This is a genomic window from Burkholderia sp. Bp8984, assembly GCF_003853755.1.
Taxonomy (GTDB): domain Bacteria; phylum Pseudomonadota; class Gammaproteobacteria; order Burkholderiales; family Burkholderiaceae; genus Burkholderia.
In genome coordinates, this window is the sequence record NZ_QTQN01000066.1 from 1 (window position 1) to 16,970 (window position 16,970).

14 protein-coding genes are annotated in these 16,970 nt (G+C 63.2%); 13 read left to right on the plus strand and 1 reads right to left on the minus strand.

Annotated features, from left to right (window positions below):
* From DID98_RS34885 to lepB, 13 genes are all read left to right on the plus strand, one after another.
* The coding region (locus DID98_RS34885) for an amino acid adenylation domain-containing protein (protein ID WP_124572199.1) at positions 1-2,157 on the plus strand (2,157 nt) is incomplete at its 5' end.
* Positions 2,154-3,836 (plus strand): cyclic peptide export ABC transporter, encoded by a 1,683-nt coding sequence (locus DID98_RS34890; RefSeq protein ID WP_124572200.1) that lies wholly within the window; start codon positions 2,154-2,156, stop codon positions 3,834-3,836. The genes DID98_RS34885 and DID98_RS34890, both read left to right, overlap by 4 nt.
* Before the next feature lie 40 nt (positions 3,837-3,876).
* Positions 3,877-4,554, plus strand: coding sequence for an aspartyl/asparaginyl beta-hydroxylase domain-containing protein (locus DID98_RS34895; RefSeq protein WP_185640930.1), 678 nt, complete (start codon positions 3,877-3,879; stop codon positions 4,552-4,554).
* Entirely contained in the window at positions 4,551-5,747 is a 1,197-nt protein-coding gene (locus DID98_RS34900) for a glycosyltransferase family 4 protein (RefSeq protein WP_124572202.1), read from the plus strand. Before DID98_RS34895 ends, DID98_RS34900 begins: the two co-directional genes overlap by 4 nt.
* 14 nt (positions 5,748-5,761) lie before the next feature.
* Positions 5,762-6,385 (plus strand): sulfotransferase family protein, encoded by a 624-nt coding sequence (locus DID98_RS34905; protein ID WP_124572203.1) that lies wholly within the window; start codon positions 5,762-5,764, stop codon positions 6,383-6,385.
* 9 nt (positions 6,386-6,394) lie between these two features.
* The gene (gene asnB, locus DID98_RS34910; RefSeq protein WP_124572204.1) at positions 6,395-8,278 is read left to right on the plus strand and encodes an asparagine synthase (glutamine-hydrolyzing); all 1,884 of its coding nucleotides are present in this window, start codon (positions 6,395-6,397) and stop codon (positions 8,276-8,278) included.
* Between the two features lie 59 nt (positions 8,279-8,337).
* Positions 8,338-8,550 (plus strand): MbtH family NRPS accessory protein, encoded by a 213-nt coding sequence (locus DID98_RS34915; protein ID WP_124572205.1) that lies wholly within the window; start codon positions 8,338-8,340, stop codon positions 8,548-8,550.
* A gap of 20 nt (positions 8,551-8,570) precedes the next feature.
* Positions 8,571-9,776, plus strand: a complete 1,206-nt coding sequence (locus DID98_RS34920; RefSeq protein WP_185640932.1) for a hypothetical protein — start codon at positions 8,571-8,573, stop codon at positions 9,774-9,776.
* A complete protein-coding gene (locus DID98_RS34925; RefSeq protein ID WP_124572207.1) occupies positions 9,777-10,454 on the plus strand; it encodes an ABC transporter ATP-binding protein in 678 nt (225 codons plus the stop codon).
* Positions 10,455-10,504: 50 nt separating this feature from the next.
* On the plus strand, positions 10,505-11,287 hold the full coding sequence (locus DID98_RS34930) for a thioesterase II family protein (protein ID WP_260428141.1): 783 nt from the start codon (positions 10,505-10,507) through the stop codon (positions 11,285-11,287).
* A gap of 13 nt (positions 11,288-11,300) precedes the next feature.
* Positions 11,301-14,378 carry an efflux RND transporter permease subunit gene (locus DID98_RS34935; RefSeq protein ID WP_124572209.1) on the plus strand — a complete coding sequence of 1,026 codons (3,078 nt, stop codon included), beginning with the start codon at positions 11,301-11,303 and terminating at the stop codon, positions 14,376-14,378.
* A gap of 11 nt (positions 14,379-14,389) precedes the next feature.
* The gene (locus DID98_RS34940) at positions 14,390-15,808 is read left to right on the plus strand and encodes an FAD/NAD(P)-binding protein (RefSeq protein WP_124572210.1); all 1,419 of its coding nucleotides are present in this window, start codon (positions 14,390-14,392) and stop codon (positions 15,806-15,808) included.
* A gap of 108 nt (positions 15,809-15,916) precedes the next feature.
* Entirely contained in the window at positions 15,917-16,612 is a 696-nt protein-coding gene (gene lepB, locus DID98_RS34945; protein ID WP_124572211.1) for a signal peptidase I, read from the plus strand.
* A 173-nt stretch (positions 16,613-16,785) separates the two neighbouring features.
* Here the strand turns inward: lepB and DID98_RS36110 are convergent.
* Positions 16,786-16,970 (minus strand): hypothetical protein (locus DID98_RS36110; RefSeq protein ID WP_221622546.1); only part of this gene is annotated, 185 nt, incomplete at its 5' end.

The following is a 16,970-nucleotide window of genomic DNA, read 5'->3' on the forward strand; positions in this document are numbered from 1 at the left end:
GCGCTGGCCGACGTGACGAGCGATGCGATGCCGGACAACCTGGCGTACGTGATCTACACGTCGGGCTCGACCGGCCGACCGAAGGGCGTTGCGCTTGCGCATCGCGGGCTCGACAACCTCGTTGCTGCGCAAATCGATCACTTCGCGATTGACCGGACCAGCAGGGTCGGCCAGTTTGCATCGCCTGCGTTCGATGCGGCGGTCTCCGAAATGGCGATCACGTTGTGTGCCGGCGCGACACTGGTATTGCCTCCGGCCGACGGCCGCGCAAATGTCGAACGGTTCGGCGAGCTGATAGCCGCTGATCGGATCAGCGTTGTGACGGTGACGCCGTCTCTGCTGGCAACGCTCGCTGCGGTGCCCGCCAGTTTGAAGACGGTCGTGTCTGTCGGCGAGGCGTTGCCCGAGCGGATCGCCGATCAATATGCGAGCCGATGTCGTTTCCTGAACGCTTACGGTCCGACCGAAGCGACGGTCTGCGCGACCATCAGTGCACCGCTGTCGGCTGGAATGCGCGTGACGATCGGCAAGCCGATCCGGAACACGCGAACCTACATTCTGGACGAGGCGCTGAACGCGGTGCCGGTAGGGGTGCCGGGCGAGCTGTACCTGGGCGGCGCAGGGGTGGGGCGTGGCTACGTGAATCGCCCGGACCTGACGGCGGAGCGCTTCGTGCCGGACCCGTACGCGGCGGAGGAAGGGGCGCGAATGTATCGCACCGGGGATCTGGCGCGCTACACCGGTGACGGCGAGATCGAGTATCTGGGCCGGACGGATCATCAGGTGAAGATCCGCGGGTTCCGAATCGAGCTGGGCGAAATCGAGGCGGCGTTGCGTTCGCAACCGGGCGTCGACGAGGCAGTCGTGGTGGCGGACGCGACACATTCGGGTGGTGCGCGGCTGATCGGTTATGTGGCGGGCGCGTCGCTGCCGTCGTCGGGCGAACTAAAGGCGGGGCTGCGCGAGTTGCTGCCGGGCTACATGGTGCCGTCGGTGTTCGTGGCCCTGACGTCGCTGCCGCTGAACACGAGCGGCAAGGTCGACCGTCGAGCATTGCCGTCGCCGCTTCTCGAGCGATCCGATTCAGAACGAGAGGCGACGCCGTTTGAAGAAACCTTGCTCGCGATTATCCGGAACGTCCTGAGTTGCGGCGGGATGACCGCGACGACGGATCTTGCCGCGCACGGGCTCGATTCACTGTCGGCAGTGCGGGTTGCCAGCGCGTTGACGCGACATCTAGGTGTTGAGGTGGCGCTTGCCGACGTCTATCGCGCACAGGATGTCGCCGAATTGGCCGAGTTCATCGCCGGCGATGCAAGTCACCGCACCGCGCCCGTTCTGCTGCGTCATCTCGGCGGCAACGGCATGCCAGTCGTGCTGATTCATGCCGCGAGCGGGTCGTGTCGGCCGTACCGTGAACTCGCCGCGCGATTGTCGTCAAACTTTTCCGTGTATCAACTGCAATCGCCGCTGCTCTTTTCCGATGCGGCGCCACCGGACAGTCTGCAAGCGCTTGCGGTTTCGTACAACGATGAAATCGCCCGACAGTTCGGCGACCAACCCGTCGCACTGGTGGGGTGGTCGCTTGGCGGACTGATCGCGCTCGAAATGGCTGCGTCGGCGCGGGCAACCGGCGTCTATGCGGTGTCGGGCCTCACGTTGATCGATCCCACCTCCGCTCGGCCGTCCGTCGACGCGTCGCAGGATTTGCGCGCGTTCATCGGCGATCTTGCGCGAACGGGCGGCGTCGTGGTCGATCGCGACCGCGTCGCCGCGCTGGCGGCGCAGGGTGCACCGTGCAAAGACTGGGCGGATGTCATCGCGGCGGATATTTTTGCACCCGATGCACCCGTCGAATGGCTCGGCCGCTTGCATCGCGTCTATGCGTCGCACGTCCGCTTGCTCGACGCCTATCGGCCGTCCCGATACGCAACCGCGACAACCGTGTATCTCGCAAGGGATACGAGCGTCCTCCGGGGCGAAGCCCCGTTTTGGCGGAACATCGACTGCAACGAGCTGACCATTTGCGAACTCGACGGGGATCACTATTCGCTGCTGGAACTGCCTGCGGCGATGGCGATCGCCGACGGAATCGGCGCGGCAGCCGCGTCGCTTCGCGGGACTGTTGAACGGGCAGAGCAGGGAGCGACGGCATGAGGGCGATTCTTCACGCATTGCAACTCGACTCGCAGGCGATCGCGAAGACCGGCGGACTCGCGATCTCGACCGCGGTCCTGAATGCGGTGCTTCTCTATATGGTCGGCACCGTCAATCGCATGGACCATGTCGATCTTGCGACGAGTGCCGCCCTGTTCACGGGGACGGTGATCGTGTTTGCGGTCGCGCAACGCTTGCTTGCCGCAGTGCTCGCAAGCCAGTCCGAATCCGCGCAGAGCGCGGTTCGGCTGGACTTGCTTGCTCACCTGCAGCGGATCCGTTTTGCGGAATTCGAACGCCTGAACAGCTCCGAAATCCGTGCGTTGGTGACGCAGGACGCGCTGATCGTCGCGCAGTTCTGGCCGACCCTGGTATCGCTGTTCGTGTCGACGGCGACCGTGCTCCTGTGCATTTGCTATCTCGCCTGGGTGAGCCTGTGGCAACTACTCGCGCTGACGGTCGGCATGTACGCCACGTTCGCGCTGTACCGGGCCGAGACTGCGGAGATGCCCGCACTGCTGAAACGCTCGAGGGACTCGTATACGGAATTGTCCGACATGGTGACGGACATGCTCGACGGCGCGAAAGAGTTGAAGCTCGACCGGCGCCGCAGGCTCCTGGACTTCTGGCCGCGCCTGCAAGCGTTGAGTCGGCGATATCGGGACGAGAGCGTCGCCGCGCGACGCAAGGGCATGATGGCGGGCGCGACCGGAACCGCCACGTTCTTCCTGTTGATCGGCGCGGCGATCATGCTGTCGCGTTCGTCGATGGGCGGCGAGGCGCAGGCCTCCGCGCAACTGGTGATCGTATTGCTCTACCTTTCCGGTCCGATCAACCGGATCGTGACCAATCTTCCGTCGTACGGGATCGCGGCGGCGGCGGCGCGGCGCATTGCGGCAGCCCGCGCATTTCTGCGCGATGCAGGGGAAACCGACGACTCGATGTCGTGTGACGAGGCGCCGGCACACGCGCCGGCTGGCAATACGCGGTGCGCACCCGCGCATGCAACCTTGCTTCAGGACTGGGCCGAGTTGGCGTTCGATTCCGTCGAGTACGATTTCGCGGCGTCCGCGGAACGGCCCGGCGCGACTTTCGGACCTGTGTCGTTCGCGATTCGGCGCGGCGAAATAACGTTTGTCGTCGGCGCGAACGGCGCCGGCAAGTCGACCGTCGGCAAGCTTCTGACCGGTCTGTATCCGCCGACGCGAGGCCATATCCGTCTCGATGGTTGCTGCACGTCCATGGTCGGGCTCGACGACTATCGTCAGATGTTCTCGGCGATCTACAGCGATTTCCATCTGTTCGGCAGCTCGCTTCCAAACGAGGCCCTCTCGCAGCAACAGATGCAATTGATCCGTGAATTCCGTCTGCCGGAGGTGCTACTGGAGGACCGTTCGTACCAGACGCTGCGCGGCCTGTCGGATGGCCAGCGTCGCCGCTTCGCGCTTCTGCTGGCACTGGTCGAGGATCGTCCGATCTACTTCTTCGACGAATGGGCCGCGGATCAGGACCCGGAATTCCGGGCGTACTTTTACCACCACGTGCTTCATCGCCTGCGGCGTGCCGGCAAGACCGTCATCGCGATCACGCATGACGACATGTATTTCGACGTCGCTGATCAGGTCATCCGTATCGAGGGGCGGATGGGGGCGCGGAGCGCGATGGCGAGCGCGCATTGACGTCGGACAGATCCGTTCAAAAAAGTCAAATGAGGAACCCATGCTTTCCGTGATGAAACTGCTCGGGCGCTCGCCCAAGGCGGTCGGCCCGCTCGTCAACGTCATCGGTGCGATGTCGGATACGCGCTTGCAAGCGGCGTTGGCCGAGATCGGCGAGCCTGCATCGTGGCCTGCCGTGAAACGCGACAGGCATCGCAAGCTCAAACAGGGACGCTCGCTGATCCTGCGTGATTACAACCATCGTGATACGGAAATGCGTGAGCGCTTTCCCGCTCTCGAGGCGATTGTCCAGCAAGTCCTGACGCTCGGCTACGGCAGCGTACCGGGCAAGATCGTGGTTGCCTGTCTGCCGCCGGGCAAGCAGATCAAGCCGCATCGTGACGTCGGCGGCTATTACAAGTTTCATAACCGGATCCATGTGCCGCTCAGGACGACGGCGGGGGCGACGATGCATTCAGCCGGTGTCGACTTCCACATGGAGCGCGGCAAAGTCTACCTGTTCCAGAATCTCGAAGTGCACAGCGCGACCAATGCATCCGAGGACAACCGCCTTCATTTGATTCTCGACGTACTGGATCACCGCTACTCAGCCTGGATCTACCGGAAGTTCTATCTGATGCTTGCGTCGAATTTCCTGTTTCTGGGTACGTTGTATCGACTGTGTGCTTCGCTATCGCCCGCCGAGCGCGGCATGCCGGCCCGAGGACGTGCCGAGTGAAAGCGCTCCACCTCAGCTTCTTTTATCCGGACGAAATCGAACCGGTGACAACGCATGCGGTCAAGCGCCTGATCGACTGCGCGGACGGATTTGCGAAGAACCGTCGGGTCAGCCTGCACATGTTCTTGCCGGACGACGGGATCAGGGTGCGGCACGGTGCCGGACACGTCGTGATCTGCGAGCGGCTTGCGGCGTTTCCATACGGTATGCGGCGGTTCCTGACGAGATGCTCGGCATTGCTGCGCGAAGCCGTGCGCGATCTGCATGAATTCGATCTCGTTCATGCGCACATGCTGGCGATGGAAGGCGAGCTGGCGCTGGATATCAAAAAGCGCTTTGGTGTGCGTTTCGTCGCGTCGGTGCGTTCGACGGATTTCATCTTGTTTCGCTTCAAACCGTACATGAAGCGCCGCTACCTGGAGATCGTCGACGCCGCAGAACGTCTGATCCTGATCGCACCGTGGATGGCGGGTGCGCTCCAGCGAGCCTTCGGCAACGACTGGACGGCCGAGCGCGCGGCGAAGACGGTATGCGTCTACAACATCGTCGAGGGACCGGAGCGCTGGAAGCCGGTGCACAACGGCCGGTATGTGATGCCGATCGTGCCGCATCGCAGCCAGCTCGCGCGCAAATCCGTCGCCGTGACGCTGCGTGCGATTGCCATGTTGCGTCGCGCGGGGCGCTCGATCGAGCTGGATATCTACGGTGACGGCGACGGCATCGACCGCATCCGGCGCTGGATCGAGCGATACCGGCTGCAGCACGCGGTGATTCTGAAGGGGAAGATCTCAAACGCGGAAATGATCGACACATTGAGCGATTACAAGGCGCTGTTTCTGTGCAGCAAGCCCGAGACGTTCGGGCTCGTCTACGTCGAGGCGCTGAAGGCGGGCATTCCGGTCGTGCACATGGCGGGCACCGGCATCGACGGCGTGTTTCCGGCCGACACCATCGGAGTGGCGGCATGCAACCGCTCGACACGTGCGCTGGCGAACGCCTTCGTCGAGATGGAGCGTTGCCATGCCGACCGCAGGATCGCGATCCGGAATCTGCAAAGTGCCGGTGAATTGAAGCGCTTCGGCGCGCGCGCGGTGCGCGAGCAACTGCGTGAAATTTATGCACGTGCGATCGAACCGGCCCGGGTGCCGGTCGTCGATCGAACGCAGAAGGATGTATCGAGGGAAATGGCATGACGAGACGATTCGGCTTGAACCACGACGTGATTTCGGCGTGGAAGGCGCTTCGACAGATGCGCTACGCGCTCAGTCGCACCCGCAAGCAGCGAGTATTCGGCATCGGGCTGTCGCGAACCGGCACGAAGAGCATGCACCAGGCATTGCGGCATCTCGGCTATCGGAGCGAGCATTTTCCGACGCATCTGCTGGGTGTTGCCGGCGGCAACCTGACGCTCGACCTCGATGCCGTGCGGCACTATGAGGCGATCACCGATACCGTCGCGAGCGCGTTCTTTCGGGAGCTCGACGCCCGCTATCCGGACGCGCGCTTCATCCTGACGGTTCGCGACATCGATGCATGGCTGCGCTCATGCGCGGCGCATTTCGCCTCAATGGACGATGAGCCCGCGAAAGGCGGTGCCAACAAGATCCGCTTGCTGCGTCAGCGTATCTACGGGACCGTCGATTTCGATCCCGCCATGTTCCGTTCGGCCTATCTGCAGCACGTCGAGCAGGTGCAGGCGCATTTTCGCGGCCGCGACAATTTGCTTGTCGTCGACATTTGCAACGGCGAGGGCTGGGCCCCGTTATGCCGGTTTCTCGGCATCGAGACCAGCAGTGGTGCGTTTCCCTGGGCTAATCGACGTCTTTCGTGAGAGCGCCGTATGTGTGGAATTTGCGGAATTGTGTCGCTTCGCGGGCAGCCGGTCGACGAGCGGGTATTGCATTCGATGACGACGGCGCTGGTGCATCGCGGTCCGGACGACGGCGGCATATACACCGGGGGGAGTACGGGCTTCGGCTTTCGCCGGCTCAGCATCGTCGATCTGAGCGATGCGGGACATCAACCGATGACGAGCGCGGATCGCCGCTATACGCTCGTCTATAACGGCGAAATATACAATCACCGGGCGCTGCGCGCCGAGTTGATCGCGCGAGGCGCGATTTTTCGCTCGCATTGCGATTCGGAGGTGCTGCTTCACGCGTTTTCGGTTTGGGGCATCGCTTGCCTCGAACGCCTGCACGGGATGTTTGCGTTTGCGATCCACGATGCGGTGAGTCGGGTCACATATCTGGCGCGGGACCGCTTCGGGATCAAGCCGCTCTACTACGCGGTCGAGCGGGAGCGACTGCTGTTCTCGTCGGAGATTCGTGGCCTGCTACCGTTTCTCGAGCACCGGGCACCGAATCGCCAGATGGTTTTCGACTACCTCGTGCACGACCGGATCGACCACGCCGATCAGACCTTCTACGAAGGCGTGGTGAGACTGCCGGCGGGACACTGGATGCGCATCGACGGCGACATGCTTACGTTGCGGTGCTGGTATCGGGTGCAGGATCGCATCGAGCCCACCGCCGGGATGCGCGTCGACGAGTATCGCGACCTGTTCTTCCGCACCGTGCGCGAGCATGCGGTCTCCGAAGTGCCGATTGGCGTCTCGTTGAGTGGCGGAATCGATTCGAGTTCGATCACCGCGGCACTGTTGTGTGGCCCGGCGGCGCGTGACCGAATCGATACATTTTCGGCGGTCTATGGACGGGGACAGGTCGGCGACGAATCGGAGCATATCGATGCGTTCACGGCGCTCGGCAGCCGCTCGCATCGTGTGATTCCCGACGCTGCTTCGCTGCATGACGACCTGCGGCGTTTCACGCGAGCGATCGGCGAACCGGCGGTGCGCACCGGCCCGTATGCGCAGTTCAAGGTGATGGAACTGGCATCGCGGCACGTCAAGGTGATGCTCGACGGGCAAGGCGCGGACGAAATTCTGGCCGGATATCCGAATCTCCCCGGCTTCCATTACCGATCGCTGATCCGCAGCGGCCACCTCGGTCGGCTCGCCGTCGAATTGCAGGCGCTGCTGCGTCATCGCAGCGGCGCGACCGGGTGGCAGACGGCGCTCCTGCTGTCGCTGCCCCGCGACCTGCTCAGCCGCCTGACGACAAGACGATGCGCATTCGTCAGCGCCGAGCTGGCCGACGGTTACAGCAAGGACAGTACGGTGCCTGATCTGTTCTACGCCGGCGGCGACCTGCGAACCGCATTGATCACGATGACGACGCACAAGTTGCAGCACCTGTTGAAGTGGACTGATCACAATTCGATGCAATTCTCGATCGAATCGCGCGTGCCGTTCCTCGATCACACACTGGTCGAGGCCACGCTGTCGTTGCCTGGCCACCAGGTGATCCGGCATGGTTTCACGAAACATATCTTGCGCGAGGCGATGCGCGGCCTGGTTCCGGATTCGATTCTGGAACGACGGGACAAGATCGGCTTCGGCACCCCCGAGGACAACTGGTTTAGGCAACCCGCGCTGCGAGAGATATTCAATGAAGCACTTGAAAGCGATGTGTTGCGACACAGCGGCTTTTTCAAGCTAAAGGAAATGCGCGACATTTTCGAGCGCCATATGACATCGCGCGGCAATTATGCGCGCGCATTATGGAAATGCCTGAACCTGAGATTATGGTTGTCCGATCTTGAAAAGAGCGGAGAAAGCGCGCGCGATACGCATCCAGGCCGCACATCTGCCGTTCAGGCGTGAAATAATCTTCGTTGAAAAAACGAGAGCAGTTTTCTGAGAGAAAAAAGGAGAAACGAAGCATGAATGAAATCGAAAGCCAGCGCTACGAGGTCGTGGCGAATCACGAGGGGCAGTATTCGATCTGGCCGACTTCCAGGGAGATCCCGTCCGGCTGGAAAAAGGCCGAATTCGGCGGCACGCGGGAACAATGTCTCGACTACATCCGCGGCGTCTGGACCGACATGCGTCCGCTGAGCGTGCGCCAGGCGATGGTAGGCGAGGGGGGCGCGTGAGCGGCGCCGGGCAGGTCGGCTTGCCGGCCGCGAACGAGCGGGCGTCGAGGACGTTGATCGTCTGGCGCATGAAGGCCTATTCGCGTGCGGTCGCGCAGGCTGTCGCGCGTCATGCGAAGACGCTGGCGATCATCATCGGCATCTTCGTGTTCGGACTGCCGTTGAATGCGCAACTCGACCTGCTCGGCATGCCGATGAAAGTGTTGTTGGCCGAAAACGCAACCGGACTCGGCGTGGCGTCGGTGCTGACGACCTTGTCGATGCTGGCCGCCGCGTCGGTGGCCGTGCAGGGCGATACGGTGTTCGGTGGCGCCGCGCGCCGCTGGAGCGCGAGTTTGCCGGGCGGGATCGTCGCGCATCGTGCGGCCGATTTCATCGTGACGGGCGCTGCCCTGTGGCCGTTCTGGATCATGCTTGCCGCGGCGATTGCGCGACACGTGCTGGGCGCGCGCGACATCGTGACCGGCCCAACCTTTGCGCTGGTCGTCGCGACGCTTGCGCTCGTCTGGACGGGCGCGCCGCTCGCGCTGCTCGCACGTTCGCGCGCGGCGTTGGCGGCGGTGTTCGCGGCCAACGCATCGTTGTGGATCGCACTTCGCTTCGGCGGCGCAGGGACGGCCTGCGCGGCACTTGCCCTGGCGTGCGGCGTTGTCGCGCTGTGGCGCGCGCGACTAGACGCGTTCGTCGAGCGCGAACAGCACGGAGCGACGTTGCTCCGCGGCGGGAGTCCGTTCGAACTCGTTCGTGCGGTAATGGTGAACGTCTACGGCCATTCGCTGCGGCTGGGCGGCTTGATGCTGGCCGTGCTGGCCATGATCTGCGGATGGATCGTCTCGATGCCCGACTATCTGTCGCGACATTGGGGCATCGTGAACGTGGTGCTGCCGTTCGCGCTGTACCAGATCGCGATCCTGCACGGGTGGATGCGAGACGAATCGGGCCGGCTGACCAGCTGGCTGGGCAGCTTGCCACGCGCGATTGCGCGCTTCAATCGGGCGGCGGCGATGAGCATCGTGGGGCTGTCGAGTGCGTATGTGCTGGCGATTTGCGTGCCGTTCGCAATTGCAACCGACGAAGGCCGTCGCTACGCCATCGTCTTTGCGTGTTATGCCGGCCTCGCCACCGCATTGGCTGCATGTCGCTGGTGGGGCGCGAGGGCGTCTCGAATCGTCGACATGTTTCTGACGGCGGGCTGTGCCATCGCTTGCTACGGCATGCTGAAATAGATGGAAAACGACATGAGCATCTTGAGAGTAGCGGGGCTGGGCAAGCGATATGCCGGACGGACGATCTTCAGCGACGTCGAATTGGAACTGCAGGCAGGAGTCTATGCGCTGAGAGGCAAGAACGGCAGCGGCAAATCGACGTTGCTGAAATTGCTGGCAGGCGTGGTTCGGCCTGACGCGGGTGTCGTCGAAGTGAGCGGTCACGCGATCGACCGTGCCGCGGACAAGGCCAAGGCCTGCATCGGCTACATGCCGGACAGTGAGGAATTCTACGATTTCGTGACGCCTTCGTCGGTATGGCGGCTGATCGCCGATGCGCGGGGGGCGAATCTCGAGCAGGGGCTGGTGACGGCCAACCGCCTGGGATTGACCCGGTACGCCGACGAACCGCTTGGCGCGCTGTCGCAGGGAACGCGACGCAAGGTATTTCTGGTCGGTGCGTTCATGGGGCCGCCGGCCGTGGTCCTGCTCGACGAACCGAGCAATGCACTCGATGCCGCCGCACATGCGGAGCTGTTCCGGATGATCGCGGCCGCGGCGCCGACGTCGGTCGTGCTGATGTCGACCCACGACGCCGAACTGGTCGCCGCGACCCGCGCGCGCATACTCGAACTGACGGCACACGGTATCGTCCTGTCGAGTCCGTCGGACGTTGCAATGCACGTGGAGCAGCGATGACGGGCCCGGCGCGATATGAATCGCAGGAACGCAACGGATCGCCGGCCGCCATGGGGGCGACGGCAGGCCATCGATGGCTGCGCCGGGTGGCGGGGGGCTGCGGGAAGACAAGCCGGCGCCTGATATTTTTTCCGTATGCGGGCGGCGACGAGGCGCCGGCAATGCAAATCGCCGAATGCTTGCCGGTCGATACGGAGGTGTGGGCCGTGTCGCTACCGGGCAGCGGGCGCAATCTTGGCGGCGTCGCACACACCCTCGTCGACAGCGCCGCGGCGATCGCCGCGGCCGTGACTGCGCTGCCGCGCATGCCGACGGTCGCATGGGGCCACAGTCTCGGCGCGTTGTTTGCATACGAAACGGCTTGCCGCGTCGAAGCAGGGTGTGACGGCGCACTCGATGCGATCATCGTGTCAGGTGCGCGAGCGCCCCATTGCGAGCGGTCGATCGACCGGATGTCGGCTTGGGATCACGATCGCCTCGTCGATCATCTGCGCGGCCTTGGCGGGCTGCCGCAGGCGGTTCTCGATCACCGGGAACTGCTCGACTTCGCGGTCGAACGATTTCGTCACGACATTTCGTTGTTCGAACGGTATGCGCCTTCCGACAGGGCACCGCTGAAAATACCGCTGATCGCGCTGGGAGGGGTGGACGACGCACTGGTTCAGTGGCGTGAAATCGACGCGTGGCGCGCCTGCACGACGCGTTTCGACAGCCGGATGTTCGAGGGCGATCATTTCTTCATCCTGCGGGAACTGAGCGCGTTGGCGCGAATTGCCGTCCGTGCGGCGGACGACCGGTTGGCCCGGTCGCTCGCGGAAGCGCCAGCTGCGTGACCGGAAGCCTGCGATGCGGATATTTGCCGGCTATCTGAGGATGGTGACGCGACGTCCCGTTGCCTGGACGTTGCTCGCGTTGGGACCGTTGCTCGGCGCGCTGATCGCCGGCGGCGGCATGCCGCTGTCGCCGTTGCCCGAAATCGCGCTGCCGACGATCCTGGTTTCGGCGATCCTGCCCGGTGGGAATGCCGACAGCATCGCGACGACCGTGGCAACACCGCTGGAGCGTACGCTCGGCATCATTTCCGGCGTGACGGAAATGACCTCGATCAGCACGACCGGATCGACGCGCATCTCGCTGCAATTCGATCCGTCCCGCGACCAGCACGGCGCGGCGCGCGACGTCGAGGCGGCGATCGCCGCCGCACGTCGATTGCTGCCCGCCAATCTCCCGTCGAATCCGAGTTACAAGGCGATCAATTCCGCCGAGCCGCCAGTGATGTTGCTGACGCTTACGTCGGATACGCTGTCACCGCCGGATCTCTACGATCTCGCCACGACACGCCTGGTCAATGAAATATCGCAATTGAGCGATGTTGGGTCGGTCGATGTGAGCGGCGCATCGCTTCCTGCTGTCCGGGTTCAGCTAAGCCCGGCCCGAATGGCGGCTTACGGGTTGACCTTCGAGGAAGCGCGCAGACAGCTGACGGCCACCAATTCGTTTCGACCGATCGGCGCGCTGACGTTCGGCTCCGCGGAGCGGCAGCTATTGTCCAATTCGGCGTTGTATGGGATACCCGACTATCGCGACGTGATTCTCAAGTATCGCGATAGCGCACCCGTCCGGGTCGGCGACGTCGGCGCCGTGATTCGAAGCGGCGAGAACTCGCAGGCGTTCGGACTGGTGGGCGACCGCCCCGGTGTGGTCCTGACCGTTCGACGTCGAGCGGGCGGCAATATCATGCGTGCGGGAAGCGAAGTCCGCGATCTGCTGCCCGAGTTGCGAAAGGCACTGCCCGCCTCGGTGACGCTTGCGACAAGCATGGATTTCACCGAATCCATTCGGCGCTCGATCAGGGAGTCGACTCTGTCGTTGCTTGCATCCGCGATTCTCGTCACGGTCGTCGTCATGGGATTTCTTCGTGACTGGCGGGCCGGGCTTATTGCGTCGATTGCGCTCCCGGTTGCGTTGTCGGCCACCCTCGTCGTGATCCGGTGGCTCGGGTTCAGCCTCAACACGTTGACGTTGATGGCGCTGAGCATCTCGTGCGGGTTCGTGATCGACGACGCGATCGTCGTTCTGGATAGCATATCGAGAGAGCTGGAAGGGCGGGCGAGCGTCCGGCTCGCCGTGGCGCGCGCGGTTCGCCAGATGACGCCCGCGCTGTTCGCGATGATGTTGTCGATGATCAGTCTGCTCGCGCCCGTCCTGTTCTGGGGCGGAATGGTCGGCGCCGTGATTCACGAGTTCGCGTGGACGCTCGCGATAAGCATGTTGATTTCGGTACTCGTCAGTCTGACGGTCATCACCTCGTTCTCCGCTCGACAGTTCGACGGAGGGCGTCGAGCGGTGCGTGACGGCACGCACCGCTCGGACTCGACCGGCGAGCGTTTCTATCGACGCACCCTCGAACTGGCGTGCCGCTACCGGAAGACAGTCGGCGCCGTCATTGCCGCGCTGATCGCGATCAACGTTGCATTGTTTGCGACTTATCCGAAAACCTTCCTGCCGAGGCAGGACCGGGGGCTGCTGATCGGCTCAGTGCGCTTGAATACCAATACGTCGACCGCGCGGATGAAATCCTTGCTGACGGATCTCGGTCGCCGAATCTCGGCCGACTCCGCCGTGCGTCGGGTGATTATCTTTACCGGCGCGAGCGCGACTGGCGACGCCAGCATGTTCGTGCTGTTGAACGACGCGGCGCACCGACCGTCCGCCGATGCCGTCGCGGCTCGACTGGGCGCGCTTCTGAATGCGGGCACCGGTGTGCAGGCGAGCCTGACTGCCGCGCAGGATTTCGCGGTGGGAACGCGGCAAGCGATCGCGCAATACCAGATGACCGTGCTGGCCGACAATCTTGACGACGTCGCCATCGGCACGCGCCAGTTGATGACCGAAATGCAGACCTTGCCGGGGCTTCGCGACGTGACGTCGGATCTGGACGTCGTGGCGCAGGAAGCGCTGGTCAGCGTGGACCGGTCGACGGCGAGTCGCTTCGACATCACGCCGGCATCGATCGACGCCACGTTGTACGACGCCTTTGGCGATCGTCAGATCGCGGTGCTGTATCGCCCCGAAAACCAGTATCACCTGATCCTCGAGGCGGACCCGAGGTATCGGTCGGATCCTGCCTCGTTGCGCGAGATCTATGTGCCGGGCGCCAACGGAAAGGTGGTACCGCTCGAGAGCGTCGCGCAATTCAGGCGCAGCACGACTTGGCAGACTATCAATCACGACGGTAATCGCGTGGCCGCAACCATCTCGTTCAATCTCGCGAAGGGAACGTCGTTGTCGCAGGCGATCGCGCGCATCGACGCCGCGAAGCAAGGGCTGGTGTTGCCGAAGACGGTCACGACGCGATTTGCCGGGGTCGCAGGGGCGTACTCCCGATCGCAGGCCGACCAGGTCATCGTGCTGATCGCGGCGCTGCTTGCGGTATATCTCGTCCTCGGCATTTTTTACGAGGATCTCGTTCATCCGCTGACCGTGCTTTCGGTGCTCCCTGGCACCGGATTGGGTGCGTTCGCGGCGCTTGCGATCGGCGGCCTGGATTTCAGCATGGTGACGTTGATCGCGTTCCTGCTCGTTGCCGGCATCGCAATGAAGAACTCGATCATGATCGTCAACGAGGCGATCGATCTCGTACGCGATCGGTTGCTCCCGGCGAGCGACGCAGTGGTGGAGGCAGCGGTCCGTCGCTTGCGCCCGATCACGATGACGAGCGTTGCGGCGATCGGCGCGGGCATTCCGCTCGTGCTGTCGTCCGGCGCCGGCAGCGAATTCCTGCGTCCGCTCGGCGTGGCCGTTGTCGGCGGCCTGACCGGGGGATACGTGCTGACGCTCTACTTGACGCCGGCGGTCTTTCTGGCGATGGCGGGGCTGCAGCGTTTCTTCAGGACGCACGTGCTTCGCGCAAGTTATCAATGACGGGAGCCGAGATGAGAACAGTGGTCATCGTAGGGGCTGGCTTTTGCGGTACGACGCTGGCGGCCCGGTTGCTGCGTTCGCCGCCGGTCACACCTTTGCAGGTTGTACTGATCGACCGATCCGCGTCGATGGGGCGCGGTGTCGCATACGGGACGTGCACACCTCGACATTTGCTCAATGTACCGGCCATGCGCATGAGTGCATGGCCCGACGACGATGCGCATTTCTACAGATACGCGCGCGGGCGCGACCCAGGCGTGACGCCCGGGAGTTTTCTGCCGCGCGCGCTGTACGGCGACTATCTCGAAGACCTCCTCGACGGCGCGGTGGAGCAGGCTCCAGTCGGCTGCCTGTTCCGCAGTGTGGTATCGGATGTCGTGCGGATCGAGCGTTGCGCAGACGGAGCGCGCGTCGTCATGCGCGACGGCGCGACGATCGATGCCGACCGCGTGGTGCTGTGCGTCGGCAATCACCCGCCGCCTCATCCGTCGACCGCAACCGGCCAGGATGGACTTCACGTGCATCCGCGATATGTTCGAGATCCCTGGGCGCCCCATGCGATGGAGCGAATCGCGATGGACAAGCCGGTCCTCCTGATCGGTACCGGACTGACGATGCTCGACGTCATGCTCGAACTACGCGCACTCGGGCATCGCGGACAGATATGTGCGGTCTCGCGACGGGGGTTGTTGCCGCAAGGGCATCGCGAGCTGGAAATGCCGTCACGATACGACAGCACGAGGTTGATAGAGGCCATGCTGACCTGTCCGTCGACACGACGCTATTTGAGATCGGTACTGCGCGCGGTCGACCGGCACACTCGGGCGGGAGGCGATTGGCGCGACGTGATCAACGGTTTGCGCACGGCGACACCGACACTGTGGCGTGCGTTGCCCTTCGACGAGCGCCGACGCTTTATGCGGCATCTCCGCCCATACTGGGAGGGACATCGGCATCGGTGTGCGCCGCGCGTATATGCGCATATGCAAGATGCGCTCGATCGCGGGACGCTGCGCACCTTTGCCGGAAAATTGCGCGGTCATACCGATACCGAGGACGGAGTCCGGGTGTCAATTGGCCTGCGCGGCGGAAGCAGCACGACGGAACTGGAGGTCGGTACGGTGGTCAATTGCACCGGGCCGGCGGCGGGGGCGCAAGCGCTGGATGCTTCGCTATTGGCGAGCTTGCGGGACGACGGCCAATTGACATGTGACGCGCTCGATCTCGGCTTCGCGATAAACGACGACTATGCACTGCTCGACGGTGGCGGTGCCGGATCGAACCGACTCTACTACGTCGGCCCCTTCCTGCGGGCGCAGTTCTGGGAGGCGACGGCGGTGCCTGAGTTGCGTGTTCACGTCGAATGTCTTGCGCAGGTGCTGTGCCGTAGCCTTGCCGATATCGATTCGATGGCGGTCGCATCGGCATGAAGTCGGTGCCGGACATACGTGCAACCCTCCCGATCGGGCATTTTCTCGCGTGGGGAGGCAGATTGCGGGTTTCGATTTTTCAGCGATTTTTCAGGAGCTTGAGCCGAAATGTTCTACAAGGTGTGGCGTGAATACAGGAGCCTTCTGGTCTTCCTCGTGCTGATGGTGCTGTTCCGTAGTGCGATCGCGGACTGGAACGTCGTGCCGAGCGGCTCGATGCTGCCGACGATACGAATCGGGGACCGGATTCTGGTCGACAAAATGGCGTATGACATTCGTGTCCCGCTCACGCATATCGTCGTGGCGCGCCTTGGCGATCCGCGCCGCGGAGACATCGTCACCGTGGATTCGAAGGCGGCGAACGAGTTGATCGTCAAACGCGTGATCGGCTTACCGGGCGACGAAGTGGCGATGCGCGACAATGTTCTATTCGTCAACGGCACGCGGCAGAATTATCTGCCGCTGAATTTCCCGCCGTTGTCCGGGGATGCGGCTTCGCCGGCACGCTATTTGTCCGAGCAGGGAGCCGATGCTTCCCATGTTGTTCGGCTGTCGTTGTATTCGCCGAGCCCAAGACGCACCTTCGGTCCCGTGGTCGTGCCGAACGGCGAGTACTTGATGTTGGGCGACAACCGCGACGACAGTGCGGATTCGCGTTACTACGGTTTTTTCTCGCGTGACGAAATCCGAGGTCGCGCCCGGCGCGTGGCATTTTCCCTCGATTCGGAACGCTACTATCTTCCACGAATAGAACGCTTCGGCCAACTTCTCGACAGCCCATCTGGAGACCCGGGCAAACGGTGATGGACGATGGTTGGGGCAAAGCCTTCGGGCGCTGACGACGCGGATCCATTTTCGGACCGCACAAGCGCCTTGCCGGGCGCCCCGATCTGACCGGTGGTGCATGGCGTAGCATTCGCAGCAGGGTCCCACGACAGCATTGCAATCGTCCCCGTGAGAAACCTGCAACGCATTGATCAATATTTTTTCCCGGAACGTGCGCCGTTTTTCCCGATTCGGGAAACTTCCCGTTTTTCGTGCGCCTGGACCTTCCGGGAAACAAACCCACAATCAGGCCTTTCACGATGAGCACGACGCTCGAGCAATCCGCCTTTGCCCCGCCCACCGGTGCCGACGACCGCATGGGCCACCTCGACTGGCT

Coding starts and splice junctions, on each gene's coding strand:
- asnB (WP_124572204.1), top strand. CDS start 6,395: ATGTGTGGAATTTGCGGAATTGTGTCGCTTCGCGGGCAGCCGGTCGAC.
- DID98_RS34895 (WP_185640930.1), top strand. CDS start 3,877: ATGCTTTCCGTGATGAAACTGCTCGGGCGCTCGCCCAAGGCGGTCGGC.
- DID98_RS34930 (WP_260428141.1), top strand. CDS start 10,505: ATGGGGGCGACGGCAGGCCATCGATGGCTGCGCCGGGTGGCGGGGGGC.
- DID98_RS34925 (WP_124572207.1), top strand. CDS start 9,777: ATGGAAAACGACATGAGCATCTTGAGAGTAGCGGGGCTGGGCAAGCGA.
- DID98_RS34890 (WP_124572200.1), top strand. CDS start 2,154: ATGAGGGCGATTCTTCACGCATTGCAACTCGACTCGCAGGCGATCGCG.
- DID98_RS34940 (WP_124572210.1), top strand. CDS start 14,390: ATGAGAACAGTGGTCATCGTAGGGGCTGGCTTTTGCGGTACGACGCTG.
- DID98_RS34935 (WP_124572209.1), top strand. CDS start 11,301: ATGCGGATATTTGCCGGCTATCTGAGGATGGTGACGCGACGTCCCGTT.
- lepB (WP_124572211.1), top strand. CDS start 15,917: ATGTTCTACAAGGTGTGGCGTGAATACAGGAGCCTTCTGGTCTTCCTC.
- DID98_RS34915 (WP_124572205.1), top strand. CDS start 8,338: ATGAATGAAATCGAAAGCCAGCGCTACGAGGTCGTGGCGAATCACGAG.